Source organism: Oceanobacillus sojae, from assembly GCF_007991515.1.
GTDB classification, from domain to species: domain Bacteria; phylum Bacillota; class Bacilli; order Bacillales; family Amphibacillaceae; genus Oceanobacillus; species Oceanobacillus sojae.
The window spans coordinates 259,601-277,765 of record NZ_BJYM01000004.1 but is presented as its reverse complement, the minus strand read 5'-3'; the positions used below and the strand labels follow the sequence as shown (position 1 = coordinate 277,765).

Below are 18,165 nucleotides of genomic sequence, written 5' to 3'. Positions count from 1 at the left end.
AGACAGTTATAAAAGGGAGGTTTAAAATTTGGGTATGACTAGTGCTCAAAAAAGGGGTTTCGGGGCTACCTTATGGGATTGGCTAACGACTGTCGATCATAAAAAGATCGGTATTCTTTATCTTGCAGGGGGAGGATTCTTTTTCTTGCTGGGTGGTCTTGAAGCTGTAATTATTCGTATTCAATTAATTTCACCAGAGAATAATTTTATTAGTGCAGGTCTTTATAACGAAATGATTACCATGCATGGCACAACCATGATTTTTCTTGCAGCAATGCCAATATTATTAGGATTGATGAACTTTATTATGCCGCTGCAAATCGGAGCGCGTGATGTTGCGTTTCCATTTCTAAACTCTTTAGGATTCTGGTTATTCTTATTTGGAGGAGTTTTATTAAACCTTAGCTGGTTTACTGGTGCACCTGATGCCGGTTGGACTAACTATGCTCCATTATCAATACAATCTCCGGGTCATGGTGTTGACTTTTATATTATGGGACTGCAATTATCTGGAGCAGGAACATTAATGGGCGGTATTAACTTTATTGTTACGATTGTATTAATGCGTGCACCAGGTATGACTTATATGAGAATGCCGTTGTTTACATGGACTACATTTGTAGCTAGTATCTTAATACTATTTGCTTTCCCTGCATTGACGGTTGGATTATTCTTAATGATGTTTGACCGGATGTTTGGTTCTGCGTTTTTCGATGCTGCATTAGGTGGAAACGCCGTAATTTGGCAGCATCTATTCTGGATATTTGGACATCCGGAAGTATACATTTTGATTTTACCGGTATTTGGAGTGTTTAGTGAGGTTTTCCCTACATTTGCTAAGAAGCGTTTGTTTGGATATACAGCAATGGTATTTGCGACTTTCTTAATTGCATTCTTAGGATTTATGGTGTGGGCTCACCACATGTTTACCGTAGGTCTGGGACCAGTTGCAAACTCTATTTTTGCCGTTGCAACAATGGCAATTGCTGTGCCGACCGGAATTAAAATATTTAACTGGCTGTTCACTCTTTGGGGAGGCAGCATTAAAATCAATTCAGCAATGCTATGGTCGTTGGCTTTCATTCCGTCATTTACTATTGGAGGAATGACAGGTGTTATGCTTGCATCAGCTGTTGCTGACTACCAATATCATGACTCTTACTTTGTTATCGGACACTTTCACTATGTTATTGTTGGAGGAACAGTTTTTGGTATATTAGCTGGACTGCATTACTGGTGGCCAAAAATGTTTGGAAAATATTTGCATGAAGGACTGGGGCAGATATCTTTTTGGACATTCTTTGTTGGATTCCATTTAACATTCTTTATTCAGCATTTCTTAGGTTTAATGGGTATGCCGCGTCGTTACTGGGTATTCTTGGAAAATCAAGGGTTGGATACAGGTAACTTAATTAGTTCCATTGGTGCTTTCTTTATGTCATTTGGTGTTATTGTATTTTTGATTAATATAATCTACACAACCATCAAAGGTAAAAAAGCCCCTCGCGATGCTTGGGGAAGCGGGCGTACACTTGAATGGACAATTTCATCACCGCCGGTCCATTATAACTATAAACAATTGCCGTTAGTTCGTGGATTGGATCCATTATGGATTGAAAAAATGGAAGGAAATAAAAAAATGACTCCAGCAGAGCCTGTGGATGAAATTCATATGCCAAATGGATCAATTCTTCCTTTAATTATGACTATCGGGTTTACTATTGCTTCCTATGGATTTATTTATCAAACAGGAAACAAATACTGGTTAATTGCTGTATATGCAGGAATGGCAATTGCATTGATCAGTATGCTGACCCGTTCATTAAAAGATGACCACGGACATCATATCTCTAAAGAAGAACTAGAAAGGGTGGGTGATTAATATGAGTCATGATCATTCCATTGATCCAAAGAATATGCCCAAAGATCCTTCAAAAGCAACAACTGAAGGAAAACATAAATTTATGGGTTTGTGGATATTCCTTGGTGGCGAAACAGTTCTTTTTGCCTGCCTGTTTGGAACATATCTTGCTTTGAAAAATTCTAATGCAAGTGGACCAACAACACAGGATTTATACGGCCTTGGGTTAGTATTTTTAATGACTATTTTACTTTTAACAAGTTCTTTAACTAGTGTGTATGCAATTTATCACATGAAAAATAATGACTTTAAAAAGATGCAGCTGTGGATGGGGATTACGGCATTATTGGGCATTGGTTTCCTTGCCTGTGAGATTTATGAATTTGCGCATTATATTCATGATTATGGGTTTACATTCCGATCTTCAGCATTCGGGTCAGCCTTTTATGCTTTAGTCGGGTTCCATGGAGGGCACGTTGTATTTGGATTATCATGGATTATCACGTTAATGGTACGTAATGCGAAACGGGGACTGGATCTGTATAATGCACCTAAATTTAATACATTTGCGCTATATTGGCACTTTATCGATGTAGTATGGGTATTCATCTTTACAGTTGTTTATCTGATGGGGATGGTGAGTTAATTTATGACGGATGAAATGAGTACAAGAAAAATTAATTCGTTCCAAAAGCAAAAGAATAAACAAGAAATGCAAAAAATGGTAGTCAGTTTTGCTTTAATGATTTTCTTTACCTTAGTTGCATTTGCTCTTGTGATGTTAGAAGTACCATCTACTTACGTTATTCCAATAATATTACTCCTTGCTTTTGTTCAGGTAAGTTTTCAGTTTTTTTACTTTATGCACTTAAAGGACAAAGGGCATGAAGTACCTTCCCAGATTATCTATGGAGGAGTTTTCATTACTGTAATGGTAGCATTAACATTTACGGTTATTACTTGGTGGTAAGCAAGAGATAGTATAATTCAACTCTTCTCAATTAAAAAACGCTATGATGATTCATTAATCATCATAGCGTTTTTAAATATAATATTTTACTGAATTAATTCTTATTTAAGGAAATTCATGTTGAGATTTGAATGCTGAAAGATGAGAAGGCAACCCGTGAGTTTTCAGTTTTCTTTGGTTTACATATGTTAAGATAGAGAAATATATAGATATGTTTTAAAATCGTCACAATCCTACTAGAGAATTCTTATTTGTTTTAAGGTATAATAGACAGAGCAGACTAAAGTGGAGATGATTATGTATGTGGTTAGATATACAAATATTTGGGTTTCGCGCATTGTGGAGTCCCTACTTTATGATTTTTATAGTTCTGGTTGCTTTAGCTTATTTTCTAATTACAGGTCCATACCGGTATAAGTTTGGCGGCCACGATAGAGCGTCTGTGAAGCAGCAATTTTCTTTTTATACTGCACTGCTGTGTTTATACTTAGTTAAAGGTGCGCCAATTGATTTACTTTCACATATAACACTGACTGCTCATATGATTCAAATGGCGATTTTTTTGCTTGTTGTTCCAATATTAATAATTGTAGGAATACCAGTCTGGTTTTGGAAAATAGTAATTAACCGGCCTTTCATTAAACCTATTGTAGAAATAGGAACAAAACCTTTAATATCATTATTAGTATTTAATGGCTTATTTTCTGTTTATCATGTACCTGTTTTCTTTGAGTTTGCGAAGTCATCGCCAGTCATTCATTTCTTTGTGCATGGAGTGCTATTTATTGCAGCTTTTTTCATGATATTTCCGTTACTGTCTCCATTGAAGGAATTTGACCGCATGCAGCCTTTATTGAAAATAGGCTATATTTTCGCAAACAGTGTGTTAATAACACCGGCATGTGCATTGATTATTTTTGCTCCTGAACCGCTTTACGCCACGTATACGCAGGGAGGCGCATGGATGCAGGCGATGAGTCTGTGTGTACCGGGAAATGTTTTACAGGGACTTGCTCCTGGTTTAACTGGACCAGAAATGTTTACGCCGATTAGTACGTTAGAGGATCAGCAGCTAGGCGGTATTATAATGAAGATTATGCAGGAATTTACTTATGGAGCTATTTTGGCAGTTGTTATCTTTTCATGGTTTAGAGGGGAAAGTAATAAAATAGATCCGCTACCGCCAACTACAGCAGAATCACATTAAAAAAAGTGTTCAAGAGGTTTATAAAAAGAATTTATACCGGGACTTGCCTGCTTTAAAAAGCAGGCTTGGAAATCATTTTATTATATATAAACCAACCAGCTTACTTTTCTTAGAGAAAATAGTAATTTCCCTGAGTGAAAAAAGCGTTCCTTGAAAAAGAAAAACGCTTTTTTCTGCGTGCAGGAATGTTTTTATAATCTTTTTAAATACATATTTAAAGAAATATTGGAGGATAAAGAAATGCATTTACTACCAACAATAAGTACATTTTTTATTGCTTTAAGTGCAATACTTGTAGCAATCGGCTGGGCATTAATTATCAAAAATAAAAGGAAGCAGCATAAAAAAGTGATGATAGCAGCTGCTGTCAGTGCACTGCTTTTCTTTATTATTTATGTGTCACGCACCGTATTTATAGGAAATACAAGCTTTGGCGGGCCTGATGATGTAAAAACTTATTTTACTATTTTCCTGATTTTCCACATTGTTTTAGCAACAGTCGGTGCTGTATTTGGAATTGTGACGCTTGTTCTAGCATTTAAAAGGAATATTAAGAAGCATCGTAAGATTGGTCCCGTAACAAGTATTATTTGGTTTTTTACAGCAATTACGGGAGTTCTCGTTTATATCTTTTTGTATGTAATGTACGATCCAGGTGAAACGACGAGTATGATTAAAGCTATTTTAGGTTTATAGGATACCATTTCCGCTTTGATATAGACTAAATTTAAAAAAGGATACAATGCTTGTACATAAGCATTGTATCCTTTTTCGTTGTGTTTCATTTGACTTTCTTTTTTTATTATTTCTTGTAATACTGAAGTTCTTCACTAAGTTTTGCAAGCAGTGTGTTTGCTCTTTCTACAACGCTTTCAGGAAAGTTCTCTTCCTCGCCATACTCTACTCCATGAGGATAATAATGTTTACCGAGGAGAGGAGTAATTAATTTAATAACAGCATTGCGTTTATCGACATCCCCATCGATAGCATATCCTTGTACGCGAATATAGTATGTAATGTTTTTTTCGTTGGAGCCAATTTTGTAATCATAAGTAACACGTTCATAATCCCATTGTCCTGCACGGATAAACGCCAGATTAGCTGTTACATGATCCAATACCTGAACATCAATAACCGTGTCTTCTATCCCTGTGTTTTCAAATCTCATTATACTTTCACCTCATCAAAAATATTCTGCTTAATTTAAGGATAATACGAAACAGTAATAGATGCAATAGAAACCGTTGATGATAGTAAAGAAAGGGCATACTTATCAAGAGATCTATATGAAAGCAATTGATAAATTAGGTTCTGATAAAATTATATCAAATAAATTTAGAAAACTATAAAAGCTTTTCATTACAAAGTAACAAAAAGGATACTAACCTTATTACATTCATGAAATAAGGAAGCAGATAGATTCAACAATTAGTTTAATATTATCCAATTTCTTTTTTGTGAGTAAGTACTAAAAACAAATATTTTTCTTGTTTTTCTAAACATCTGCTTACATTTTAATTTTATAATTCCAAGTTCATGTTAAAATTAGATAGTTTAGATACATTTATTTGTGTTTTTGCTTTATAATGGATTATATATGATGTTCAAAAAGTGATTTAAGCGATAAATGGCGAGGTAACGAACTTTTGTTAAAATCACTTATTTTACGTGGAAGCAGGCAATATCTTGTAACAGTTTGCCCGTAAAAACTCGTCGCCTTGTTTTTATTATTTCTAATTGGGCTGGAACTAGGTCAGGGTACCGGAAACATTTGTGGTTACTCGCCCCACTAAAGAGCGCAGTAATCAATACCCAGCTGAAATCATTGCGTTTTTTTGAATACGTACATAATAAAGAATTGTTGATATATCAAGTACCGGCAATTTACTTTGAAAGTATACTATAGTAAACAATAGGGTATAAAGTAGATAAGTAGATTTTCAATTATATATTTGTCTGCTGGATGGGGGTTAAATCATGAAAATGATTCGTAATATTATGATAATCATGATTATTGCACTCCTTATATTTATTGTTATTAACCAGATAAGTTCATCACCTAAAGAAATTGTAAGGGAAGTAACAACACATTTGACTGAAGATGAAGATTCAATAGAATCCAAGGGAACAGCAGCAGAGCTTCCTCAGATGAATTTAGAAGGCGATTTATATCAATGGATAGGAAAGACGTCAACGGAGCTTACGGATGAGCTGGGAGAACCGGATAGGATTGATGTTAGTGCATATAATTATGAATGGTATGTATATAATAACTCGGAAAGCCAATATGGGCAGTTTGGGGTTTTGGGAGATGAGATTGTATCAGTTTATGCTATCGGAGAAGACTTGGAGATTTCCCCAATAGAATCAGGTGCTAGTTATGTGGAAATAGCAGATAAATTTCCTTTTTTAAGTGAAGTAGACTATTCTGATGATAATTCTTCGTTTACTTTCCGATTAACTACAGAAGATCTTCAGATGAGACCTTTAGTAAAAATAAGCGATAATACATTTATTCAATTCTATTTTGATACATTTACAGAAACACTTTCTTCAGTAAGAATCTCTACTGGAGATGCACTTTTATTACAGAGACCATATGAAATTGAGTATCGGGGCGAACTGCCTGAACAACCTGAATTCAGTGAGGAAGAATGGGGAGAAATTCAGACTGGAATGGAACAGCAAATTCTTGATATCTCTAATATTATGCGTTACCAGCGAGACTTACCTCGTTTAGAGTGGGATGACCAGGTCAGCCTGGTTGCGTATGATCATAGCAGGGACATGTATGAGAATGATTATTTTTCCCATGTCAGTTTAGAAGGGGATGGATTAAAAGAACGGCTGGAGGCGAGACAGGTTGCTTACGTGGCGGCTGGAGAGAATATCGCTGCACAGTATCCGGATGCTCCTGCTGCGATGGAGGGGTGGCTAAATAGTGAAAGTCACCGGGAAGCATTATTAAGTGATGAATACAGCTATCTTGGAGTCGGAGTATATCGATTTTATTACACTCAGAACTTTTTAGGAAAGCCATTCTAATATACTTATTAGTAAAAGAAGTCATCAGGATTGTTGACTTCTTTATTTATGCTAAAAAATAATGAAATATTTTTGGATCAATAACTATTGTTAAAAACGGCCCTGCTTACATTTTGGATTCTGAGTCATAAGCACATTTTTAAGCAATTTACATAAGTTATTGTAGGAAGTTGTAAAAAAGGACGGTGAGAGAATGAATCAATTACATCCCAGTGTTGCAGCATTTAAAAACTTTGTGAATCGCCATCCTAAGTTATTAGAGGAAATCAGAAAAAGTGGCAGGGGATGGCAGGAATTTTATGAGAAGTGGGCAATTTTAGATGAAGATGATCCTTTCTGGAAAGAATTTAAAACCGAAGAACCTGATATTGATACACAACCGGAGAATCAAGAAAGCAAAAAAGGCAAGAAAACGGATCATTCTGATCTTATCCGGCAGATTATGGACTACACACAAAATTTAGATACAGAAAAGGTACAAGGACAAATTGAGCAGTTAAGTAAAGCTATTGGTACTGTCCAGGAAATGATTGGTGATATTAAAAAGCCTTCTGCTAATAAGGCACCTAATGCTCCTTTTTCATTAAGAAGAGATTAGAGGGGATAAAATGGATAATGAAGTAATTACTTATCTTAAACAAAATCCAGATATTGCAGAATTTGTCCGGTATCATCCGATATGGTATCGCTATTTGATGCGAGATCCTAATCGTCTTACCGAACTAAAAAAAGAAGCAAAGAAATTTTATGGAAAAACATTTCCCCAAAAAGTAGATAACTTCTCGAATCAATTACAAATGGTAAGAATGTTTGCGGAGATGGCTAAATCGATGAAGGATTAAAGCCAAAAGAACAAATAACCTCATTGCAGGCTGAGAAATCGACGTCGGCGTTATAACGCCGACGCCAGTATATCAAGTGTTTCGGAAAGAGCAGTGTTTTTCTGAAACCTAAGGTGACTCAGCTTATCATAACCTGCAGTAGCAGCCACGTTAACTGGACAACATTGCTGTGGTTACCAGTCCCTCTAAAACCATTTTCAATAATTTATATTGTTTAATTTTCAGAAGTCGCCTCTGTTTTCTTTCAAATCATAAAATGGTATGATAAAAAGGATAACTATTAAGGATTAATAATAAAGCTAAGCTAAATAACATCTATTTTAATAGTTAATGGCATAAACCTTACTTAAGAGATAATCTCTTTTTATTACATTTATTTGTTTGTTCGCGGAGGTGTGAAAATGATTGCTACAATGGAATATGTAGATATATTAGATGAATCGGAATTTGTTGGAAAAATGATTTTACAATCCGATGTAATGGAACAATATCAATCAGCAAAGAAAGCCCTGGATGAAGATAAGGAAGCGCAGAACCTAATTAAAACATTTGCCGATGTTAAAGAGCATTATGAAGATGTACAGCGGTTCGGCAGGTATCATCCGGATTATTATGATATTATGAAGCAGGTGCGTTCCAAAAAGCGTGATATGGATATGCATAATAAAGTAGCCGCTTTTAAAATTGCTGAAAGAAATCTGCAAAAACTTTTGGATGAAATTAGCCAGTTTGTAGCTGAGAGTGTCAGTGAGCAGATAAAAGCACCTAAAGATGGTGCAGCATTGACAGACAGCGGCTGTGGCTGCGGGAGTGGCGGAGCTTGCGGCTGTGCATCATAACAAAATCATGCAGGTTCTGTAGAGCAGACACCCTGCTTTGTCACAGGATGAATATCCGTAATTTTCGCCATAGAATATAGAAGAAATTTATTAATATGATTAGGATAAAAACGGTCATTTCATTTCCTGATCAATTCAACTAGGATATAGTGGAAAAAACATTCCACTATATCAAGTTTCGTTTTATACATATAAACAAAAGGGAGGATGGCAGCATGATAGAAAGGCAGGGAATTGTTGTCTGGTTTCAACATATGAAAAATGTCAGACAACTAAAAAAACATGGTCACCTTATTCATGTATCTAAAAAACATAGATATGCTGTTATTTATGTTAATCGCGAGGATATTGATGCGATTGAAAAAAAGTTTAATCAGTTTGCTTTCGTTTCTAAAGTGGAACGATCCCAAAAGCCATTTATTCCGACAAATTATGAAAATGCAAAACCGGATAAGGCGAAGCAATATGATTATAAAATGGGAATTTAAGTGTGATTGAATAGAACAGCTTGTATTTTGCAACAGGAATTTTTATTGAGGATGATATTATGATAAAGTGAGTGGACATGAGTTTACTCGCTCCCCTCCTTAGAATTTATTTTTTTCCTTATTTCCAGAAGCGGGATTTATACAGCAGACTAAGCTACGATAAAATTGCATATAAAAAGAAAAAACCTGCAGTCAAAACTACTGCAGGTGCTTTTATTTTTAAATAAAAATAAAAGGCTAAAGGGAGAGGAGAAACCGGATGAAGAGCTTATGGGGAAGAATAAGCCTTCTTCCGTTTCAACTAAATCATGTTTAGCTGAATCATTATGTTATTATAGACAAAGCAAAAAATAATATACATCCCAAAATAAAATAATTTGCTAAAGCTAAGAATCGTGGTAGACTATTGACGAGCCAAAAAGAGCTGAGGTGACCTGGAGTGCGTGTAATAGCTGGAATACATAAAGGAAGAGGTTTAAAAAGTGTTGCTGGCGAGTCTACAAGGCCAACTACTGATAAAGTAAAAGAAGCTGTATTTCAAATAATGGGTCCTTTTTTTTCAGGCGGATTGGGATTAGATTTATTTGCTGGAAGCGGATCACTTGGAATTGAAGCATTGAGCAGAGAGATGTCTAAGGTGATTTTTGTAGACAAGCATCCAAAGGCAATACAAATCATTAAAGAGAATTTGAAAACACTAAAATTAGAAAAGCAGGCAGAAGTATATCGAAATGATGCTCAGCGTGCTTTAAAGGCAATTGCGAAACGTGAATTGCAATTCGATTTAGTACTTCTGGACCCGCCGTATAAAAATAAAGACTATTTAAAATTACTTGATTACCTTCTCGATAATCAAATGCTTAAAAAGAATGCAATTGTATATTGTGAGCATGATAAGTCTAACATGCTGCCAAATACGTATAAATCTTTAAAAGCAGTGAAACAAGCAGATTATGGCGGCTTAGTTCAAGTTACTATTTACCAAATCGAAGAAAGTGAGGAAGCATGAATGATGAGAAAACTAGCGATATGCCCCGGGAGTTTTGATCCAGTTACAAACGGGCACTTAGATATTATCAGTCGCGGTGCAAAAGTTTTTGAAGAGGTAGTAGTTACAGTGTTTAATAATCAATCTAAATCACCACTCTTCACTGTCGAAGAAAGAAAACAGTTATTAGAGGAATCATTAAAGGATCTCCCCAATGTACGAGTGGATTCTTCCAGCGGATTACTTATGGATTATGCGAGAGAAATAGGTGCGACAGCTGTAATCAGAGGATTGCGTGCAGTCAGTGATTTTGAATATGAGATGCAGATTACCTCGATGAACCGGAAGTTAAATGAAGATGTAGAAACCTTATTTATGATGACAAATACAAAATATTCTTTCTTAAGTTCGAGCATGGTAAAGGAAGCTGCTAAATATCAGGGGAATATTTCTGGTCTCGTTCCAGATGTTGTGGAGCAGGCGCTTAAGGAGAAATTTAAATAAAAATGTTGAATGCATGATTTCTGTTTATTACATATAAGCTAAAACTTACTGACATGAAAAAATGCAATTCATACAGTGGATATATTTATTCCTATTTTACAATGAAGAGAGCCTGATTTATCCGGCTCTCTTTTGTTTGTGCAGTAAGAATATAATTTATCTCTTTTTTATTTTATAGATAATAATAAAGGAAGCTGCTGCCAAACTTAATATTGTTATTGATGGGCCAATACTCTGTAAAAAAAAGTAAGTATTCATCCAAATCGAGGAATCTTGCATTGTTGCAGCAGGAATTTCATTAGAATTGATAACGATTCGATCAAGATATAATGGCTTGTATAATAAAATGGTTAGAATGACAGCGATTGTGCCATGTAAGAGCCGTGCTAAAAAATATGGGTAGAAACGGATATCTGTCTTAGCTAAAATACTGGCAACCTGTGCTTGTATGGATAATCCGTTAAATCCAAGGATGAAACTGATTAAAATTGCTTTTTGTAATAAAGAATCAGTTGTTACCTGCGATATTAAGTTCGATCCAACAGTAATTTCGAATAACCCTGAAATGAACGGCAGGCCCAATTCCTTTGGCATTTCAAAAATAGGAAGAACTGGTTCAATAAAAGATGCAATAATCGGTGTTATATCCATCAGAAAAAGAAGTTTGATCAATACAGAAAATAAAATTATAAAACCACCGACCATAACAAGTGTCTGGATCGAATTTAGTACTGCATCTCCCAATATTTCGCCAAAGGGGCGAGTATTCTTTAAACGGTTTCGGTGCATCTCTTGAAATGCTCTTCTCAGTGAAAATGGATATCTTTTTTTCTTGGTCAAGTGCTGTTCCTGTTTTTTTCCATGGAAACGCATGATGACTCCGACAATGGTATTTGCTGAATAATGGCAAATTGCCAGCAGCAAACCCAGCTTAATGTTATAAAAAAAGCCTGCAGAAATTGCTCCAAATATAAAGAGAGGACTGGAGTTATTTGTGAAGGATACCAATCTTTCCGCCTCTATCTGTGTTACTTGTTTTTCTTCCCGGAGCCTTGCTGCTATTTTTGCCCCTGTCGGGTAACCGCTTGCCATTCCCATGATCCATCCGAAACTGCCGGCGCCAGGTATATTAAATAATGGCCTCATAATCGGTTCAAATAAAACACCTAAAAATTTAACAACTCCAAATGCTAACAATAGCTCAGCAGTTATAAAAAATGGTAACAGTGACGGAAACACAACCTCCCACCACATATTTAATCCGCGGATAGCTGCCTCTAATGCCTGATCTGGAAACCGTATTAAACTGAGGCATAAAAAAATTGATATGCCAGCATAGCCGAGTGTTTTTAGTTTTTGCTTCAATCTGATGTCCCCCTATTAGAAAGAAAGTGTCATTATGTTGCCTATACTTTCTTTAATGAAGTATCCACTCTGTACAATTATTGTGGGAAGTAGTAGAATAATGCTAGCTTGTCCGATGTATAATTTTAATAAAATAAAGTGAAACTTTAATCAGCGGGGTTTTCTTTTTGCCCTGCTGATTGACGGTACTACAAGGGTATGTACCTAAAGGTATGACCAGAAAGCGACCTCCCTAAAGACCCTTGAACCAATCGGGATGTTACTGGCTGTCCGGCTTCCGTTTAGAATATTCATTTATTCTCTATCCTTGAAGAGGGAGTTCTTACAGCCAGTTACACTGTGATAAATTTGTTATATACGATATATATACGCGAATACCATATGAAAATATGCCATAGATATATTTTTAGTAAGGGTGCCAGGAAGGGGAATAACAAGTGTTTCGTTTATCGAAAAAGAGAGTTATAGGTTTATTAGCAGTTGTATTAATTGTTTACTTCTTAGGAGTTTATCAATTACCGTATTATATACAAAAACCAGGTGGAGCTGACCCGTTAGATCCTATTGTAGAAGTGGAAGACGGCTATTTGAGTGAAGGTGATATGCATTTAGTAACTGTCAGCGGAATGCAGGCCACACCCGTTTTGTATGCCGCTGCTTTATTATTACCGCATCATGATATTCTACCGTTAGATCAGGTATTCCCGGAAGGAATGACCCAGGAAGATTATATGGCTGCACAGCTTCAAGTGATGGAAAGCTCTCAGGAAGCTGCAACAGTGGTCGCTTATGAAGCGGCTGATAAAGATATAGATATTTCTTACAATGGTGTATATGTAGTTGCCGCAGTGGAAGGACTGCCTGCAGAAGGTAAATTAGAAAGCGGCGACCGGATTATTGGGATTGATGATACAGAAGTCCATGAATCTCAAGATTTGATTAATTATATTGACGGGAAAGAAGCGGGAGATACTGTAACTGTTATGTATGAAAGAGATGATGAAGAGCATACAGCAGATATGGCGTTAGAACCGTTAGATGATGAAGGCAGCCGTATAGGAATTGGAATTAATCTTGTGACAGACCGGGAAGTTACGGTAAATCCAAAAATTCATTTTTCCAGTGGCAGTATAGGCGGTCCAAGTGCAGGACTAATGTTTTCATTAGAGATTTATGACCAGTTAGTAGAAGAAGACTTAACTGACGGCAAACAAATTGGTGGAACTGGTGAAATTGATTATGATGGAAATGTTGGCCGGATCGGAGGAATAGACAAGAAAGTCGTAGCATCCGACAAAGAGGGAGTCGACATTTTCTTTGCTCCAAATGAAGGCGGACGTGAAGGCTCAAATTATCAAGTGGCGGCTGAGACTGCAGAAAGTATAGGAACAGATATGAAAATCGTTCCAGTAGATACTTTTGAAGATGCGGTTGAGTATTTAGAGAGCATCACTGATGAATAAAATAAAAGGATTTCCGTATCATACCTTGATACGGAAATCCTTTTATTTTTAAAATTAAGCAGAAATCAATTTCTTTGATAGGACAAGTAATTACGATTTCCGACAGCAAATATTTTCTGTAATACCATCCAATGGAAGAAAACGAAAACTCTTGCTGAAAAGAATTTCACTTAATAATTATCGGAGATTTAATTTCCTGTAAGAAGAATTTACGATGTTTACTGCCGGGCAAGACACTGTAAAATGCTTTGGCAGCTCTCTCTTCTGTTTGCAGGAATGGATGCTGTATTTGATTAATTTTTGTAATAAATGGCAGCTCAGTTTGCTTTTTCTGTTGATTTAGATAAGCTTGTCCAGTTTTATTCATAGCAAGAACTCGCATGTACCCAATATTATTTGCTAGCATATTCTCTTCTTTTTTTTTGTTAGTTAAAATATGAACAAATATACGCTGAAGTCTAGTCCATGTATACCGTTTTGTTTTTAAAGCAGTCATCCATTCTTGAAAAGATGAAGCTTCTGAAGCGGTACGTGCGATTCGATGTTCAAGACCCTCTATAATGCCTTCTATTTGTTGCAGTTCCGTTAAAGTCATCGTTTCCACACGATATTTTAAAAAAGGAAAATATAACTCCCAATCGTGCCAGCAGCCTGCTTCATATTTATAACTTTTTAGAATATCTAAAGTAGTTGCCGGCATTGTTTCTGCCGCCGTTTCAGAGGCAGAAGGATTCTTAAGCACTTCTTTACGGATACTTGTCGCGCTGGCAATATTCCCTGTGATTGCAGTATCATGATAATTATTCTGAATACGTTTAATTGTAATAGGCTTTATAGGATACTGAGAGTCTTTAATTGCCTGAACATAACTTAAACCTAATATATTATTTGGTTTGGACATATCAAGTATACTAGAAATGCCAAAAATACTTTGATAAGCTTTTGTTGCTGCATCAGGGTATGCATATCCCTCATTTAAGTATGTTTTCACGTGAGCTTCATATTGATCATGATGCTGTTTTTTGAGCAGATAAGCATCTGAAAAAGAATTGATATTTCCAGATTCACTGCCAAAGCATATTGAATTTACTCCAGAATGATAGAGGATGTCAATCGCTCCTTTGGCAAAATAATCGCTGTACTGAACAGCATAAACATAAGGCAGCTCTATAACCAGATCGACTCCCCCAAGAATTGCTGCCTTGGCCCGGCTGTATTTATCCATAATAGCTGGCTCGCCACGCTGTAAAAAGTTCCCGCTCATAACAGCAATGACACAATCAGCATTTGTTTTTTCTTTTGCTTGTTTTAAATGATATTGATGCCCATAATGGAAAGGGTTATATTCTACAACTAAACCGCAAGCTTTCATGCACTCACCTCTATTTTTAAGTAATTCTATTTTAACATATTCAGAGCTGTAAACAGAGTTACGAAAATATATGTATTATGTTTGGATATTCACTTATAAAAAGGTTATAATTTCATACATATTAAGCATTAAAATAATAACAGTAATAATAATAAAAGCAAAAGGATGATATAAGGGAAAATTGCTGTGAAAATGAGTTTAGCTGACGTTTTGTACTTATTTTGTTAGGTAATACTACTTCTGTAAAGAAAATATATTGACAAACGTGGCATTTTCTTTTATCATTTATCTTGTTGCCTAGAGGTGATTTTAATGAAATTAACTATTAATCAGATTAGAAAAGGTTCCGTAAATGAGCCGTATTTCTTTGATGGCCAAGCAGATGTGACAGAACTGGAAATGATGAATAATGATATTCGTAAAATTTCTCCAGTGCATGTGACAGGGCAAATAACCATGCATGGTGAAGAGTTCTATGTGAACTTTCATTTAAAAGGAGAAATGACACTCCCTTGTGCCCGTACATTGGTGGACGTTCCTTATCCGTTTCAAATAGATGCAAACGAGGTCTTTTCTGCGTCTGCTTATTATGGAAGAGAAGAACAGGAACAAGAAATTCATCCAATTCAGGGAGAAGTTCTTGACTTAACACCATATATCAAGGAAAATATATTATTGGAAATTCCATTCCGCGTTTTTGCTGATAACGCTGATTCGGATGAGGCAGCTCCTTCTAGTGGGAAGGACTGGGAATTTGTATCTGAAACTAAGGAAGAGAAGTCCATCGATCCAAGACTAAAAAAATTGGAATCTCTCCTTAATAATAACCAGAAAGAAAAATAAGAATCTGATTCAAGTTTTACTTTCATTTTGAAGGAGGTGTAAGTCATGGCAGTACCTAAAAGAAGAACTTCCAAAAAAGTAAAAAACCAACGCCGTACGCATAAAAAATTACACGTACCTGGTATGGTAGAATGCTCTAACTGTGGTGAATTAACAAAACCTCATCATGTTTGCAAATCTTGCGGACATTATGATGGAAAAGAAGTTGTAAGTAACTAATCCCAAATAATAAAAGCAGATCACAATTCGTGGTCTGTTTTTTTATGGGGAAAATGAAGTGATTTGGATAATTTTAATATAAAACGATTCTAGCATACCTATTTTTTGCATACATTGATAGCAAACCCTATTAGGAGGTATGTTATGAACGATACAAGACAGGATGCTTGGACGGAAGAAGAAGACAGATTATTAGCAGATACAGTATTACAGTGTATCCAGGAAGGCAGAACACAATTAGAAGCATTTAAAGAAGTTGCCGAAAAATTATCCAGAACAGCAGCAGCATGCGGATTTCGTTGGAATGCAAAGATAAGGAAGCAATGTCAGGAGCAAGTTCAAGCTGCAAAAGAAAAAAGAAAAGCAGGGTTAAAGCAGCGAATCACTTATCCAGCAATAGAAACTTCCTCCATTCATTCTATTGATACTGCCATTCAACTGCTAGAAAAAATGCGGACAGATATGCCGCAGCAGGAAGATTTTGTGAAACGTGAAGAATTAAATGAAGCCCTTCAGGAAAATAGAGATTTAAAAAAGAGGATTGAAGTATATGAAACTGTATGGGGGAAAATAAATCATCTTATAGAGGATGTTCAAAAGACCCGATTGTAAACCGCTTCGCCCTGATTTCTGGGAATTAATTCAAATCTTTTTTTAACACGCATTTATAAAAACTATTTTTAAAATTTAACCGGTCAGGGTTACAGCTATTCAATTCTTACGATATACATTTTGAAATGTTACTAACTGGAAATATTTCTATGGGTCTAGGGCTGTGCCTGGAACTACGATTGCTTGTCCCACCAAAACGTACGCTGGAATTTTATACTTTCTAAATATGAAAAAAAAGACAGGAAGCTTATTGCTTCGTGTCTTTTTCTTCAACGCCTTCAGGCAACCAGAGTAATGGATTTTCTCCCAAATCACGTTCCATTTCATAATGCGGCTTGATAAAGTGCATCTTTTCCCAAAAACCATGTGAGTTAATTCTCGGACTTGTTTTGATAGGGAGATTAAAGCTTTTGGCAAAATCTACAAGTGCTTTTCCATAGCCCTTCCCTTGATAGTCAGGAAGTACTTCTAATTTCCACAATGTTAGATAATCCTGCGAAGGTTCAAAGTAAAAATCATATTTCTTACTCACTTCGTACAAACTCATTCTGGCTATTAAGTTATCACCAATATAGATTCCGTAAAAAGGGGATTTACTATTATTCTCAATAATCTTATTCTCCAAATCTTCCATCATCGTCAATTCTTGATTACCGTATTCGCGAAAACGCTTAAATTTTTCCAGTGTTTTAAAATTGATGAGTAAATTTTCTATCTTTATATTTCCCATATTAACTCCTCCTGCATAGTGTAGTATCTTATTCATTAAGAACATTTAAAGATGAATGTGGATTTCCTTCTTTGTCTAAATTATAATACATAGGAGACAAATTTAAAATTATTTCTGTTATTTTCCTACGAAATCAGCTAAAATAAATCACATCTATGTATCTTTTTTAGGAATTATTTGTTTTTTTTAAGAGTAAGAAAGTATAAAATGCTGAGGATAGCCGCTCCAACGATTTTTATGGGGTGAGTAATCGCAATCCCAGAAATACACTACGCTTTCCGTAGCGGACATCTCCTCGGCAAGAACATCAGTATTTTAAAGACCAAATGATTTTCTTGGTTTTTCTTAGGCAGGGGGGAAAGAATGAGAGATTATATTTATTATACACTGGCTCTTTTTATTGCATTTCCATTCATTGTTACTTTTTTGGCATATTGGATAACAAAGCTTACTAAAAAACATACGTGGAAAGCGGTACATAATGCTGTCCAATGGTCAGCGATATTTTTTATTTTAGGTGTCGGCATTTTATTACAGCTTTTATTTGACCAAAGTTTTTTCGGATGGATTATCCTGTTGTTCTTAATCAGTCTGGCGGGGATCTTAATTCATCAATATCGAAATCAGACAGAAATAGAAGTTTCCAAAGCAATTAAAATTGTTTGGAGAAGTGCCTTTTTATTGTTTTCTTCTGCGTATATTATTTTAAGCTTCATTTATATCATCTTTGAGGTTTTATCGTAAGGAAACTCCAATTAATTTCCTCTGGAAGCAGATTAGTTTGATTATTACTGTTTTTTCTGTACAATACGGAATG

21 protein-coding genes are annotated in these 18,165 nt (G+C 35.6%); 17 read left to right on the top strand and 4 right to left on the bottom strand.

Translation table 11 applies throughout. The features are described 5' to 3' along the window. Positions 1 to 34: 34 nt before the first annotated feature. The 5 genes from ctaD to OSO01_RS06660 all read left to right on the top strand — a co-directional run bounded on the left by ctaD (position 35) and on the right by OSO01_RS06660 (position 4,734). Positions 35 to 1,882 (top strand): cytochrome c oxidase subunit I, encoded by a 1,848-nt coding sequence (gene ctaD, locus OSO01_RS06680; RefSeq protein ID WP_371863285.1) that lies wholly within the window; start codon positions 35 to 37, stop codon positions 1,880 to 1,882. A gap of 1 nt (position 1,883) precedes the next feature. Then, entirely contained in the window at positions 1,884 to 2,507 is a 624-nt protein-coding gene (locus tag OSO01_RS06675) for a cytochrome (ubi)quinol oxidase subunit III (RefSeq protein ID WP_147209647.1), read from the top strand. Positions 2,508 to 2,510: 3 nt separating this feature from the next. Then, positions 2,511 to 2,831 (top strand): cytochrome c oxidase subunit IVB, encoded by a 321-nt coding sequence (gene ctaF / locus OSO01_RS06670; RefSeq protein ID WP_147209646.1) that lies wholly within the window; start codon positions 2,511 to 2,513, stop codon positions 2,829 to 2,831. 301 nt (positions 2,832 to 3,132) lie between these two features. After that, positions 3,133 to 4,038, top strand: coding sequence for a cytochrome c oxidase assembly factor CtaG (gene ctaG / locus OSO01_RS06665; protein ID WP_147209645.1), 906 nt, complete (start codon positions 3,133 to 3,135; stop codon positions 4,036 to 4,038). 240 nt (positions 4,039 to 4,278) lie between these two features. Then, positions 4,279 to 4,734: a DUF420 domain-containing protein gene (locus OSO01_RS06660; protein ID WP_147209644.1), complete on the top strand. Its 456-nt coding sequence runs from the start codon at positions 4,279 to 4,281 to the stop codon at positions 4,732 to 4,734. 106 nt (positions 4,735 to 4,840) lie between these two features. Here OSO01_RS06660 and OSO01_RS06655 read toward each other — a convergent pair whose 3' ends face one another. Next, positions 4,841 to 5,206 (bottom strand): YugN family protein, encoded by a 366-nt coding sequence (locus OSO01_RS06655; protein ID WP_147209643.1) that lies wholly within the window; start codon positions 5,204 to 5,206, stop codon positions 4,841 to 4,843. Positions 5,207 to 6,015: 809 nt separating this feature from the next. Here OSO01_RS06655 and OSO01_RS06650 point away from each other — a divergent pair. From OSO01_RS06650 to coaD, 7 genes are all read left to right on the top strand, one after another. Next, complete coding sequence (locus tag OSO01_RS06650) at positions 6,016 to 7,083, top strand: CAP domain-containing protein (RefSeq protein WP_147209642.1); 1,068 nt, start codon at positions 6,016 to 6,018, stop codon at positions 7,081 to 7,083. A gap of 193 nt (positions 7,084 to 7,276) precedes the next feature. Then, positions 7,277 to 7,681 carry a spore coat protein YlbD gene (ylbD, locus tag OSO01_RS06645; protein WP_147209641.1) on the top strand — a complete coding sequence of 135 codons (405 nt, stop codon included), beginning with the start codon at positions 7,277 to 7,279 and terminating at the stop codon, positions 7,679 to 7,681. Positions 7,682 to 7,691: 10 nt separating this feature from the next. After that, positions 7,692 to 7,925, top strand: a complete 234-nt coding sequence (locus OSO01_RS06640) for a YlbE-like family protein (protein ID WP_147209640.1) — start codon at positions 7,692 to 7,694, stop codon at positions 7,923 to 7,925. 401 nt (positions 7,926 to 8,326) lie between these two features. Next, on the top strand, positions 8,327 to 8,764 hold the full coding sequence (locus OSO01_RS06635) for a YlbF/YmcA family competence regulator (RefSeq protein WP_147209639.1): 438 nt from the start codon (positions 8,327 to 8,329) through the stop codon (positions 8,762 to 8,764). 215 nt (positions 8,765 to 8,979) lie between these two features. After that, a complete protein-coding gene (locus OSO01_RS06630; RefSeq protein ID WP_147209638.1) occupies positions 8,980 to 9,252 on the top strand; it encodes a YlbG family protein in 273 nt (90 codons plus the stop codon). 439 nt (positions 9,253 to 9,691) lie between these two features. Beyond that, entirely contained in the window at positions 9,692 to 10,261 is a 570-nt protein-coding gene (rsmD, locus tag OSO01_RS06620) for a 16S rRNA (guanine(966)-N(2))-methyltransferase RsmD (protein ID WP_147209636.1), read from the top strand. Positions 10,262 to 10,264: 3 nt separating this feature from the next. Then, entirely contained in the window at positions 10,265 to 10,744 is a 480-nt protein-coding gene (coaD, locus tag OSO01_RS06615) for a pantetheine-phosphate adenylyltransferase (protein ID WP_147209687.1), read from the top strand. A 156-nt stretch (positions 10,745 to 10,900) separates the two neighbouring features. Here coaD and spoVV read toward each other — a convergent pair whose 3' ends face one another. Continuing rightward, positions 10,901 to 12,109 (bottom strand): dipicolinic acid transporter SpoVV, encoded by a 1,209-nt coding sequence (spoVV, locus tag OSO01_RS06610; RefSeq protein WP_147209635.1) that lies wholly within the window; start codon positions 12,107 to 12,109, stop codon positions 10,901 to 10,903. A 437-nt stretch (positions 12,110 to 12,546) separates the two neighbouring features. Between spoVV and OSO01_RS06605 the strand changes: the two genes are divergently transcribed. Next, positions 12,547 to 13,572: a SepM family pheromone-processing serine protease gene (locus OSO01_RS06605; protein WP_147209634.1), complete on the top strand. Its 1,026-nt coding sequence runs from the start codon at positions 12,547 to 12,549 to the stop codon at positions 13,570 to 13,572. 166 nt (positions 13,573 to 13,738) lie between these two features. On the opposite strand, the gene OSO01_RS06600 is transcribed toward OSO01_RS06605, so the two are convergent. Further along, positions 13,739 to 14,944 carry a nucleotidyltransferase gene (locus OSO01_RS06600; RefSeq protein ID WP_147209633.1) on the bottom strand — a complete coding sequence of 402 codons (1,206 nt, stop codon included), beginning with the start codon at positions 14,942 to 14,944 and terminating at the stop codon, positions 13,739 to 13,741. 312 nt (positions 14,945 to 15,256) lie between these two features. Between OSO01_RS06600 and OSO01_RS06595 the strand changes: the two genes are divergently transcribed. The 3 genes from OSO01_RS06595 to OSO01_RS06585 all read left to right on the top strand — a co-directional run bounded on the left by OSO01_RS06595 (position 15,257) and on the right by OSO01_RS06585 (position 16,618). Beyond that, the gene (locus tag OSO01_RS06595; RefSeq protein WP_147209632.1) at positions 15,257 to 15,787 is read left to right on the top strand and encodes a YceD family protein; all 531 of its coding nucleotides are present in this window, start codon (positions 15,257 to 15,259) and stop codon (positions 15,785 to 15,787) included. Positions 15,788 to 15,832: 45 nt separating this feature from the next. After that, on the top strand, positions 15,833 to 16,006 hold the full coding sequence (rpmF, locus tag OSO01_RS06590) for a 50S ribosomal protein L32 (protein ID WP_077601073.1): 174 nt from the start codon (positions 15,833 to 15,835) through the stop codon (positions 16,004 to 16,006). 144 nt (positions 16,007 to 16,150) lie between these two features. Further along, positions 16,151 to 16,618 carry a Myb-like DNA-binding domain-containing protein gene (locus OSO01_RS06585; RefSeq protein WP_147209631.1) on the top strand — a complete coding sequence of 156 codons (468 nt, stop codon included), beginning with the start codon at positions 16,151 to 16,153 and terminating at the stop codon, positions 16,616 to 16,618. A gap of 247 nt (positions 16,619 to 16,865) precedes the next feature. On the opposite strand, the gene OSO01_RS06580 is transcribed toward OSO01_RS06585, so the two are convergent. Next, entirely contained in the window at positions 16,866 to 17,348 is a 483-nt protein-coding gene (locus OSO01_RS06580) for an N-acetyltransferase (RefSeq protein ID WP_147209630.1), read from the bottom strand. Between the two features lie 363 nt (positions 17,349 to 17,711). Between OSO01_RS06580 and OSO01_RS06575 the strand changes: the two genes are divergently transcribed. Further along, entirely contained in the window at positions 17,712 to 18,092 is a 381-nt protein-coding gene (locus tag OSO01_RS06575) for a DUF3397 domain-containing protein (RefSeq protein WP_147209629.1), read from the top strand. The last annotated feature ends 73 nt before the right edge of the window (positions 18,093 to 18,165 follow it).